Annotated in this window: 12 protein-coding genes and 1 pseudogene; 11 read left to right on the top strand and 2 right to left on the bottom strand. The window is 70.1% G+C overall.

Translation table 11 applies throughout. The features are described 5' to 3' along the window. Window positions 1-125: 125 nt before the first annotated feature. The gene (locus tag KBZ10_RS15535) at window positions 126-611 is read right to left on the bottom strand and encodes an SAM-dependent methyltransferase (protein ID WP_210988211.1); all 486 of its coding nucleotides are present in this window, start codon (window positions 609-611) and stop codon (window positions 126-128) included. A gap of 69 nt (window positions 612-680) precedes the next feature. Beyond that, complete coding sequence (locus tag KBZ10_RS15530) at window positions 681-1,844, bottom strand: Tat pathway signal protein (RefSeq protein WP_307847459.1); 1,164 nt, start codon at window positions 1,842-1,844, stop codon at window positions 681-683. Between the two features lie 692 nt (window positions 1,845-2,536). On the opposite strand from KBZ10_RS15530, the gene KBZ10_RS15525 reads away from it, so the two are divergent. From KBZ10_RS15525 to KBZ10_RS15480, 11 genes and pseudogenes are all read left to right on the top strand, one after another. After that, window positions 2,537-2,719, top strand: coding sequence for a hypothetical protein (locus tag KBZ10_RS15525; RefSeq protein WP_210988209.1), 183 nt, complete (start codon window positions 2,537-2,539; stop codon window positions 2,717-2,719). Between the two features lie 76 nt (window positions 2,720-2,795). Beyond that, a complete protein-coding gene (locus KBZ10_RS15520) occupies window positions 2,796-3,017 on the top strand; it encodes a DUF5999 family protein (protein ID WP_210988208.1) in 222 nt (73 codons plus the stop codon). Beyond that, window positions 3,014-3,844 (top strand): SAM-dependent methyltransferase, encoded by an 831-nt coding sequence (locus KBZ10_RS15515; protein WP_210988207.1) that lies wholly within the window; start codon window positions 3,014-3,016, stop codon window positions 3,842-3,844. Before KBZ10_RS15520 ends, KBZ10_RS15515 begins: the two co-directional genes overlap by 4 nt. Window positions 3,845-4,042: 198 nt before the next feature. After that, complete coding sequence (locus KBZ10_RS15510; RefSeq protein ID WP_210988206.1) at window positions 4,043-5,386, top strand: ATP-binding protein; 1,344 nt, start codon at window positions 4,043-4,045, stop codon at window positions 5,384-5,386. Further along, entirely contained in the window at window positions 5,383-5,805 is a 423-nt protein-coding gene (locus tag KBZ10_RS15505) for a roadblock/LC7 domain-containing protein (protein WP_210988205.1), read from the top strand. The genes KBZ10_RS15510 and KBZ10_RS15505 overlap by 4 nt, the downstream gene beginning before the upstream one ends. After that, window positions 5,802-6,161: a DUF742 domain-containing protein gene (locus KBZ10_RS15500; protein ID WP_307847458.1), complete on the top strand. Its 360-nt coding sequence runs from the start codon at window positions 5,802-5,804 to the stop codon at window positions 6,159-6,161. The genes KBZ10_RS15505 and KBZ10_RS15500 overlap by 4 nt, the downstream gene beginning before the upstream one ends. Beyond that, window positions 6,139-6,735, top strand: a complete 597-nt coding sequence (locus tag KBZ10_RS15495) for an ATP/GTP-binding protein (protein WP_227959988.1) — start codon at window positions 6,139-6,141, stop codon at window positions 6,733-6,735. The genes KBZ10_RS15500 and KBZ10_RS15495 overlap by 23 nt, the downstream gene beginning before the upstream one ends. Before the next feature lie 62 nt (window positions 6,736-6,797). Beyond that, a complete protein-coding gene (locus tag KBZ10_RS15490; RefSeq protein ID WP_210988204.1) occupies window positions 6,798-8,009 on the top strand; it encodes a cytochrome P450 in 1,212 nt (403 codons plus the stop codon). After that, window positions 8,006-8,749, top strand: a pseudogene (locus KBZ10_RS30320) (cytochrome P450); the annotation flags it as partial. The gene KBZ10_RS15490 and the pseudogene KBZ10_RS30320, both read left to right, overlap by 4 nt. A gap of 145 nt (window positions 8,750-8,894) precedes the next feature. Continuing rightward, complete coding sequence (locus KBZ10_RS30315) at window positions 8,895-9,272, top strand: cytochrome P450 (protein ID WP_307847456.1); 378 nt, start codon at window positions 8,895-8,897, stop codon at window positions 9,270-9,272. A gap of 78 nt (window positions 9,273-9,350) precedes the next feature. Further along, window positions 9,351-10,178 carry an STAS domain-containing protein gene (locus tag KBZ10_RS15480; RefSeq protein ID WP_210988203.1) on the top strand — a complete coding sequence of 276 codons (828 nt, stop codon included), beginning with the start codon at window positions 9,351-9,353 and terminating at the stop codon, window positions 10,176-10,178. Window positions 10,179-10,501: the final 323 nt, after the last annotated feature.

Here is a 10,501-nt window from a genome sequence, read left to right as displayed (position 1 = left end):
CGCATCGACGGCATCTGCCACCCCCAGGACATCTCGGCCAACAACGGACCCAGACTCCCGCAGCAACCGTTATCTCATGCCTGACCAGCAGAAACTGCACATGAGGTTCGGAAAGAGAACGGCCTCTAAGGGTTTGGGGAGGTCTTCCAGTAGTCGCGGAGCATTTCGGTGGGCCAGCTCGGCTGCCGTACCTCTCCTTGGGGCGCGAACTCCTGGAACCAAGGTGCGAGGTCGACGACCGGGGTGCCGTCGACGGCGTCCAGGTCGGTGACGTGCAGGTCACGCCCGTCGACCTTGAGGAGGCGGGGGAAGGCGAGACCCAGCCGGTTCGGACGGCGCATGTTGCGGTGCACGAAGGTGCCTGTTTCCGGCCATTCCGGGTTGTTCCGGGGGCTGCGGACGCCGATGTGTTCCTCGGCTCGGCTGACCAGGTGGAAGTGGAAGACCACCGTGAGGTGACTGAATTCCTCGATGCCCTGGAGGCTCTCGACGGGGTACTCGGGGTGAAGCCGGATGATGGACCGCGTCTCGCCCCAGAAGTCGTCGGTGGGCTCTTTGCGTCCGCCCACGACGGTCGCGATGCTCCGGACTTCGAACGTATCCGCCGCCATGCGGTTGGCCTTCCTGCTGTGGAGGTGAGCGGGGGCGTCATGCCCCAGTCATGGTCGGGTTCTGCTGATTCAAGGGCTCGTACGGAGCAGGGATGCAGTTCGGGTGTCGAGTTCGGCAACTGCGCCGATGCCGCGGTTACGGAAGGGCGAAACAACCCGGCGCATGGTCAACACCGTCTGACGTGCTCGTCCGGACTGGACTCCGCTCATCGCATCGAGTGCTCGCGACCACGTGGAGCAGGCAGCTTCGACGTTGCCCCGGCTGGCTTCGATGGCGCCGAGGTAGCCCAGGGTGACGGCATGGGTCCGGCTGAAGGCCGCCGCCTTGCGAGTGCGCACGCTCCGGCGGAACTCCTTCTCAGCTCCGGCGAGATCGCCGAGATCGCGCAAGGTACAGGCGGTCTCGTGGGCGAGGCTCGCCTCGCCGAAAAAGAAGATACGGCCGGGGTCCTGGATACCGTCGTGAGCCGCGGCGAGGTCGCCTTCGGCACGAAGCAGTGCGGCAGATGCTTCGCGTTTCCGTCCGGCCGCAGCAAGGGCGCGAGCGTGGACGACACCGAGCAGGGCCTTCTCCCGGGGGACAGCGAAGCGGTAGCGGCTGCCGTCCACGGATGCGGCGGCCAGGTCCAGGGCCTGCTGAGGGTGACCGAGGTCGACGGCCTGGTGAGCCATGGCCCGCAGGATGTGGGCGGCCAGCGCCGGGTCCTCGGCTTCCGCGGCCAGTTTGACCGCGAGGGTGAAGTACCGCTGGGCGATGGCGTGTTGGGAGTCGTCGAAGGCCATCCATCCGCTGAGGTACGCCAGCTCACCGGCGGCGGAGTACAGGCGGCGCCGAGTCTGCTCGCTGGTGCAGGAGCCGTTCAAGCACTCGGCGACGTCTGACGTCAGGTATGCGACGACGGCCGCGCGGCCGTGGCCTCCGCCGTGGCGCTGATCGCGTCGGGAGAAGAAGTTCCCCATCTCCTGGATGGCGTCGACATCGCTGCTGCCGACTGCGCGGCCGGTGGTGGTATCCCGAGCGGTGGCGCGTTGCGTCGCTTGCTGCCACCACTGTTGGGAAGGGAGAGCAAGACCGGCCACCGAGTAGGCGGCGGTTCCCAGAACTCGCCGGCGCTCCATGTCCAGCTCCTGTCTGCCCAGGTCGTTCAGCGCGGTCAGCGTATCGACCCGCCAGTCGGGTGCCGTGGCAGCGGCCGGGTCCGGACCGGTGAGTCCGACGTCGGTCAGCGTCACGGGGCGCTTCAAGCCCCGGGACAACGTCTCGCACAAGATAGCGGGCGCCCGGCCGCTCGGCTGCGTGCCCAGAACCCACTGGGAGACGTGCGATCGCGTCGCGCCCGTCCACTCCCGGACGTCGGCCTCCAGAGCCACGCGGACAAATCGAGCGGCGACTTGGGCTTGCGACCAGCCAGTCTCTGCAATCAGCGCCGCGAGCTTGGTGTTCCGTTCACGCGCCATGGTGCACCCCCATTCGCGAAACGATCTTTAGCAGGTTTAGCGGCACCACCGCCCTTGACTGCATACCCACACCGCGTGATGCGCGGTTAGCTCAACGTATCCGCTTCCGGCCACGCCCAACCACAGGAAGGAGGTATCCGGTGAGCCCGACAGCGCCCCGCCTCGCACTGGCCGTCGCTGACCTCCGTAACGCTCCACCCACCGAACAGCGCGCTCGGCAAGGCGTCATTTGTGGTGCGGTAGACGGTGCCGTCCTCATCGGCAGCCCTGAAGCGACGTCAGGCACACCGCGGAGAGCGGCAAGCCGTGAGCCTTACCCGCTTGTGTGCGCAGCGGTGTGGTGCGAGGCGCTCGTCGCCATTGAGGACAACACCAGCGCAGGACGGCGTGGAGAGCGGCGGTGGGACGCGTACGCGGCCCCGTCGCCGCGTGCGGCAATCCAGTGGATGAGGAGGTCGGTGCAAACGGTGACGCCGACCCTCGGCCGACTCCAGAGGCGACATGTGTTCGACCGCTGGGTGCACGGCCGTGGCTCCCTGGAGGACTTCGCCCGCCTGTGCCGGCAACGCCCCTGCTCGCTGACGGTCTACCGGGACGGAGCCGAGATCACCTGGCAGGCCCGCCCGGTGCGGCTGCTCCTCTCCTTCTGATCCCGCCGTCCGGCGACGGCGCCCCTTCCCTACCCACCTGTAGGCCTTCCCGTGCAGTTTCCGAAAGGTCAGTTCCGTGTGTCAGCACCAGCCTCCCTGCCCGCCTGAGGACACCAGCCAGGAGAACGCCCGCCTTGTGGTGCACCACCCCGAACAGGGCTGGGCGCTGCGAAGCGACGGCGCCGTGTTGTTCGAGGACACCGGCCTCCTGCTCGCCAGCGGTCAGGTCATCCACCCGCACCGGCCCCAGCACGCCGGCCACGTGGTCTCCGAGATCCCCGGCCGGAAAACGGCATGAGCACATCCGTATCCCCCTCCACCGTTGCCCGCGCGTACAGGCTGGTGCAGCCGTCCTGCCGGGCCAGCTCCGCCCGCCTGTCCAACTACCTCCTGGGCGGGAAGGACCACTACGAAAGCGACCGGCAACTCGCCGCCAGGCTGTTGCAGGTCGCGCCGTGGCTGGAGCGGGCCGAGGATCTCAACTGCCGGTTCGCCGGCTACGCGACGGCCGTCGCCGCTGACCGGGGCGTGGGCCAGTTCCTCGACCTGGGGTGCGGTCTGCCCCGGCCCTTCGGCCTGGATCTGCACGAGGTGGCCCTGACCTACCGGGACAGGGTGCGTGTTCTGTACGTCGATCACGACCTGCACGTGATCGCGCATGCCAGGGCGTTGATGAACCCGGGCGATCCGGTGGTGGCCGCGCACCTCCCGGCCGATGTACTGGACATTGACCGCGTTCTCTCGTGTGCTGCCAAGGTGTTCGACCTCGGCCGGCCGGTGGCGGTGAGTCTGCACGGCGTGCTGGACCTGTGCCCCGACGACGGCGCGGTGCGCGCCATGCTCGACGCGTTGGTCGCCTGGCTGCCTGCGGGCAGCTGCTTGTCGATCTCCCACCTCACTGGCGACTTCCGTCCCGAGGATGTCTGCCACGTCGCGGCGTTGTGTGCGGAGGCCGGTCTGTCGCTGCGGCCGCGGTCCCGGCAGGAGGTCATCGGCTTCTTCAACGGGCTGGAAGTGCTGGATCCCGGCGTCACCGCGATCAGCGAACAGCTCCGCGGCGCCCTCGCCTTCGCTCATCCGCCGGAGGTGTCCGCCGCCTGGTCCGGCATCGCGGTCAAGCCCTGACTCCTGCCTCCTCCCGAAGACGGTCGGCCTCTGACTGCGGAGAACACCAATCGCACCCGGGGCGACACCAGACCGGCCGCCGGGTCGGGCGTGCCACAAGGGGCCCGTATGCCTTCCCCCGTGGGCTGCGGTAGCGGTGCACCGGCCCGGCGGCCTCCTTCCCCCCTTCCTCTGACCGTTCCTTTGTTACGAGGTCCGATGCTCGACGTACGGCAGTCCTTAGCCGCCCTCATCCTGGGTGCCAGCCTCCTGCTGTTGCTCGGCGTGATGCTCTTCCTGTACCGCTCCCGGCAGGCTGCGCGCCGCGGCCTGGCCACAGCCCGGCGGGATGCCGTACGAGCCACCCGGTGGGCGGAGAACGCAGCGGCTCACGCTCGCCGGCTGGAGGAGGAGACCCGGCATCTGGCCGAGGTCAGGCTGCCGGCGGCGGTGGACCTTCTGGCCCGGAGCCGGACGATGAGCCACCAGCACGACCTTCTCCACTCTGAGTTGGAAGGAAGCGGGGTCGCCGCCCACCACGAGGCGGTCGTGGGACTGCTCGCAGAGGCCGTCCGTCTCACCCACGCCCGGGTGTCCGCCTCGGCCAAGGCCACCGTGAGTGCCGCCGCGAGCCTGATGCAGGGTCTGGCCAACCAGCAGTACGAGCAGACCCACGCACTCGCCCAGCGCTTCGGTGACGACACCGACGTCCTGGAGCAGGTCCTGCGGCTGCAGCACGCCAACGCCCAGCTGCTGCGCCGCTGTCAGAGCCTGGCCATGCTCGGCGGCACCTGGCCCGGTCAGCTCAACGAGGACACCCCGCTCTACGACGTCGTGCGCGGTGCGATGTCGCGGATCGAGGGCCACGAGCGCGTCCAGGTCCAGTTCGACCAGGGCCGGCGAGTGCTGCGAGGCCAGTACGTCGAACCGCTCGTGGCCGCGCTGGCCGAGCTCCTGGCCAACGCCGTGGCTCTGTCCCACCCGGGCACGCAGGTGCGGGTGAACTTCGAGAACGTTCACAACGGCATCGTCATCACGATCGACGACGCGGGGATCGGCCTCAACCCGCACCTGCGCGGGGAGTACAACGCGATCCTCTCCGGCCGGACACCGGTGGACCTGTCCACCATGGGCAACCCTCCCCGCTTCGGTCTCCCCATCGTCGGCGTGATCTGCGCCCGCTACGGCTTCCAGGCCACCCTGGACCGCAGCCCCTACCAAGGCGTCCGCGCGGTCCTCGGCATCCCGACCAACCACCTGGCGCCTCCCCCACAGCCCGGCCGGCCCGGCCCGGAGCCCGCCCCGCTGTCGCCCAGCCGGGAGGCTCCCGCACCGGCGACCCCCTCCGCCCACCTCCCGGAGGCCGCTCCGCCGCCGGGCGCGGCAGACGCAGGCGGCCTGCCGCAGCGGCGCCGGCTCCGGCAGATCACCAGCTTGAACGAGCTCCCCCACATCGCCTCGACCCCGCTGGACCCGCAGACCGCCGCGAGCCGAATCGCCCAGTGGTGGAGCGGCACCAGCGAAGGCCGCACGCCCACCCCCGAGGAAGGACACCACCCGTGAACCCGCCGTCTGACCACGCCGCCGAGGACATCCGCTGGACCCTGGACGATCTGCTGAAGCTGCCCGGCGTCCGCCACGCCCTGGTGCTCACCTCCGACGGCCTGGTCCGCACCCACTCCGACAGCCTGCACCGCGATACGGCCGACCGGATGGCCGCGGCCATCTCCAGCTACCAGGCCGCCGCCCGCACCATGGCCGAGTTCTGCGACGAGCCCCAGGGCTCCTGGCAGCAGGGCGTCACCGAGTTCGACGGCGGCTTCGTCTTCCTGATCGCCGCCGGCACCAACGGCTTCCTCGCCGTGGCCACCAGCAAGAGCGTGGAAATGCACGTGGTCACCGCACGCATGCACCACACCGCCGGCCAGCTCGGCACGGCGATGTCCAGCGACCGGCGCCCGGACGCCGGTCGGCGGCCGTGACCGGACCCGACCAGCCGCCGGGGCTGGTGCGCGGCTACGTCCTCACCGGAGGCCGGACCAAGCCTTCGCGCAACACGCTCGACCTGGTGACGCTGGTCCTGCCCAGCCCCGGCGACCGGGACACCACCAGCCTCACCCCCGAGGAGCAGCGGGTGGTGGAGCTGTGCCGACCCGGCGCGCTGGCCCTGGCCGAGGTCGCCGCTCACCTGGGCCTGGCGACAGCCCTGGTCAAGGTGATCGTCGCCGATCTGACCGACAGCGGGCACGTCACCGCCCGTGCCCCGATCCCGAAAGCCGCCCACACCGACCGGGCACTGCTGGAGAGGCTCCTGCGTGGACTCCACAACTCGCTTTAGAAACCCCGGCACGCACCTGGCCCGCGGGGTGTTCACGGCGTTGAAGATCGCGGTCCTGGGTCCGTTCGCGGTCGGCAAGACCACCTTCGTCGGCACCCTGTCGGAGATACCCCCGCTGCGCACCGAGGAAGTCATGACCCGCGCCAGTGTCGGCGTCGACGACCTGGCTGCCGCCCCGGGGAAGACCACCACCACCGTCGCGCTGGACTTCGGCCGGCTGACCCTGGACGAGCAGACCGTGCTGTACCTGTTCGGCGCCCCCGGACAGGGACGCTTCGAACAGGTGTGGAAAGACCTGCTGACCGGCGCACTCGGCGCCCTCGTCCTGGCCGACACCCGGCGCCTGGAGGAGTCCTACTCCTTCATGGACCTGCTGGAGCGGTACGGCATCCCCTACGCCGTCGCCGTCAACGAGTTCGACCACGCTCCCCGCCACGAGGCGGACGCGCTGCGCGCCGCCATGGACCTGGACGAGCGAACCCCGTTGACGTTGTGCGACGCCCGCGACCGCGCCTCGTCCACCCGGGCCCTCATCACCCTCACCGAGTACCTGCTGTCTCTGGAGCCCGCGTGATCTCCCCGCCACCATCCGGATGCCCCGCCCACACCCCGCCGCCGCCCCGGACCGGCCAGTCCGTGGCCGCGCGGCTGTACGGGCCCGACTTCGCCGCCCGTCCGGAGGCCACCTATCAGGCCCTGCGGGCCCTCGGCCCCGTCGCGTGGGTGGAGCTGGCCCCCGCCACGCCGGCCCTGCTGGTGGTCGACTACTCCGCCTGTCTGGAAGTCCTGCGCGACACCGGCCGGTTCTCCAAGGACTCCCGCCGCTGGCAAGCGCTGAACCAGGGCCACGTGCCCCACGACAGCCCGGCCCTGGCACTGATGGCGTGGCGGCCCAGCGCCCTGTTCACGGACGGTCCCGAGCACGCCCGGCTCTACATCGCCATCACCGACAGCCTTAGCCAGCTCGACCCCCACGAGCTGCACGACACCGTCATCGCCTGCTGCGAACCCCCGGTCGAGGAGTTCGGACCCCGCGGCCGTGCGGACCTCGTCACCGACTTCGCTCTCCAGGTGCCCGGCCGGGTCCTGGCCCGTCTGTTCGGCTGCCCCGAGGACGTCGGCGCCCGCATGGTGCGCGGCGTCGGCGGGTTGATCGACGCCACCGGCGTCGAAGCCCAGGCCGCCTCCCAGGACTTGTCGGCCTGCCTGTCGGAGCTGGTGGCCCTCAAACACCACCGGCCCGGTGACGACCTGACCTCCTGGATGCTCCAGCACCCCGCCGGTTTGAGCGATCAGGAGATGGTCGACCAGCTCGTCCTTCTCGTCGGCGCCGGGACCGTGCCGACGGCCAGCTGGATCGCCTCCGGGCTGAAGCTGCTGCTCGGCGACCCCCGGTTCGCCGGCAGCCTCAAGCACGGCACCGTTCCCGTACAGGTGGCACTGGACGAGGTGCTGTGGCGCAACGCCCCGATGGCGAACTTCTCCATCCACTACGCCGTCGAACCCACCACCGTCGCCGGAACCCCGGTCCTGGCCGGTGTGCCGCTGGTGATCAGCCACGCCTCCGCGAACCTCCAGACCCACCACCTGCACGGTGGCGCCATCGCGCACAACCGGGCCCACCTCGCCTGGTCCGCGGGCCCGCACGCCTGCCCCGCGCAGGACCCGGCCACGGCCATCGCCAAGACCGCGATCGAAACCGTCTTGGACCGCGTGCCGGGGATGCGGCTGACCGTGCGCGACGAGGACGTCCCCTACCGGCCCGGCCCGTTCCACCGCACCCCCGCCTCGCTGCCGGTGAAGTTCGATCCCGTCCAGCCCTCCGCACGGTTTGGAGATCACCGATGACCCAGGCCCGGACCGAGCCCATCGTCCTGGACCCCACCGGGGCCGACCCGCACGCCGAAGCCCGCCTCCTGCGCGACCGGGGCCCGGCCGCCCGCATCGTGCTCCCCGGCGGCTTCCCGGCCTGGTCCATCACCCGCCCCGAAGTCATACGGGCCCTGCTGACCGACGACACCCGCGTATCGAAGAACCCCCGGCACTGGCCCGCCTGGCGCGACGGACAGGTACCCGAGGGGTGGCCGCTGGCCGCCCTCGTCCGGGTCACCAGCATGCTCACTCAGGACGGCGAGAACCACCGCCGCCTGCGCGCCATCAGCGCCCCGGCGTTCGCTCCCCGCCGCATCGAGGCCCTCCGTGCCCGGGTCACAGCCATCACCACCAACCTCCTGGACGCCCTAGAGGCCGCCGCCGATGCACGGCCGGACCAGCCCACCGATCTGTACGAGCGCCTCGCCCACCCCCTGCCCACCAGGCTGATCTGCGATCTGTTCGGCGTGCCGGACAGGTTACGTCCGGACGCCCTCCGGGCCGTGGACGGCGTGCTGGCCACCGCCGCCACCCCGCAGCAAGCCGCCGACACCATCCAGAACCTGGACGCGGTGATGGAGGCCCTACTGCAGGAGAAGGAAGCCGAACCAGGCGACGACATGGCCACCGACCTCCTCACCGCCCGCGACAACGACGGCCGACCACTGACCCGACGGGAGATGCTCGACACCCTCGCCCTGATGATCGGCGCCGGAGCCGAGACCGCCGTCAACCTCATCGCCTACGGCATCGCCGAACTCCTGACCCACCCCGACCAGCTCCACCTGGCCGCCTCCGGTGAAGTGCCCTGGGGACGCGGTGGTGGAGGAGGTCCTCCGGCTCCACCCACCGATCACGCATATGCCCCTGCGGTTCGCCACCACCGACATCCACCTGCCAGGCCAGAAGGACGGCGAGCCGGACGTGGTGATCCGCGCGGGCGAGCCGATCCTGCCCGGATTCGGCGCGGTCGGCCGCGACCCCGACCTCCACCACAACCCGGACACCTTCGACATCACCCGCACCACCAAAGCGCACATGGCCTTCGGCCACGGCCCCCACTACTGCCTCGGCGCAGCCCTCGGCCGCATGGAAGCCGCCGTCGCCTTGCCGGCCCTGTTCGACCGGTTCCCCACCGCGCAGCTCGCGGTCCCCCGCGCAGAACTCACTCCCTTGCCCTCGTTCATCGCCCACGGCCTGTCCACACTCCCCGTCCACCTCACCCTCCCGGTGACGTGATGCGGCCTGGCCGCCCCGCGGTTACACCGCATACCGCTGACCTCACCTCCGACCGCTGTAGTGACAGAAGGAATCTCGATGCCCATTCCTGAGCCCGCCGCGCCCACCGACACCGCCAACCGCGCTGAGCTCGGCGACCACGCCGAGATGACCTGGCGCCCCGACGGCCCGCACACCGCCGTGACCGTCGACGGCTCCCTGGACGTCTATGCGGCCCCGGCCTTGCGCACGACGCTGTGTGCTCTGGCCGAGGAGACGACTGGAGACCTGGTCCTGGACATGCGGGACGTCGACTTCCTCGACTCCACCTGCCTCGGAGCGCTCGTCAGCGCGGTGAAGAAGCTGCGACCACAGCCGGGCCGGACGCTGCGCATCGTGCCGAGCTGCCGCGTCAGCAAACTCCTGCGCATCACCAATCTCACCAAGATCATCCCCGTCCACGAAGGACTGACCGACGCGCTCCGGGCTGCGGATTGCACAATGATCGACGGCCTTCTACGGCCGGCAGAGGTCATCCTGCTCGGCCAGCACGAGTTCACTCCGACCGGTCCCTACATCTCTCTCCACCTGCGCCTGCGGGAAGGAGCAACAACGGTCAACGCCGTGCGGGACCGCAACCATCACATCGGCCCGGTGCTGATCTGCCACGACCACGACCTCGTACAGATCCTCCTCGCCCCCAGCGCGACAGCGGATGCCTTGGGCGATCTGCCCACTGTTGTGGCCATCACGGAGAACACCACCGACTGCGGACCCCACCAACGCCCACCCACCTGGGTCGTGCCCGCCCACGGCCAGGGGGCGGCACTCCGCACCGACGCGGCAGCCCTCCGCACCCTCCTTACCGGGCCGGCGCCCGCAACAGGAACCACGACGGAGTCCTCCCCTGAGTGGTGGACACACTGATATTGGATTTTGCTTGATCCGGAGGAGGCGAGAAGACCACCGAACGCCGCGGCGCCGCCGCCAGCCCGGCGCCGAATCGGCAGATGCTGGCTGGGATCAGGGCGCTTTGGGGGTCTCGACCCGCTCGGTGGCGACTTGGTTAAAGCACTCGGCCGGACATCAGCGAACGGCCACGGCCTGCACCTCGTCGACGACCAACTGGCGCTGCGCCCTCGTGACCTGGCCAGGTACCACACCGGCCTGGCCACCCCCTTGCCACTCAACATCCCAGAACACCTCAACGGATACGGTGAAGGCTCCGCCGGGCCGCCCCACCGACGCTC

The organism is Streptomyces sp. F63 (genome assembly GCF_018070345.1).
In the GTDB taxonomy this organism is placed as follows: domain Bacteria; phylum Actinomycetota; class Actinomycetes; order Streptomycetales; family Streptomycetaceae; genus Streptomyces.
Note: the sequence above shows the minus strand (reverse complement) of the source record. Positions and strands in the feature narration are given on the sequence as shown.

Bases quoted from the DNA above. Each gene is read 5' to 3' on its own strand.
- KBZ10_RS15535 (WP_210988211.1), bottom strand. From the start codon at position 611: ATGGCGGCGGATACGTTCGAAGTCCGGAGCATCGCGACCGTCGTGGGC.
- KBZ10_RS15515 (WP_210988207.1), top strand. From the start codon at position 3,014: ATGAGCACATCCGTATCCCCCTCCACCGTTGCCCGCGCGTACAGGCTG.
- KBZ10_RS15510 (WP_210988206.1), top strand. From the start codon at position 4,043: ATGCTCGACGTACGGCAGTCCTTAGCCGCCCTCATCCTGGGTGCCAGC.
- KBZ10_RS30315 (WP_307847456.1), top strand. From the start codon at position 8,895: ATGCCCCTGCGGTTCGCCACCACCGACATCCACCTGCCAGGCCAGAAG.
- KBZ10_RS15480 (WP_210988203.1), top strand. From the start codon at position 9,351: ATGCCCATTCCTGAGCCCGCCGCGCCCACCGACACCGCCAACCGCGCT.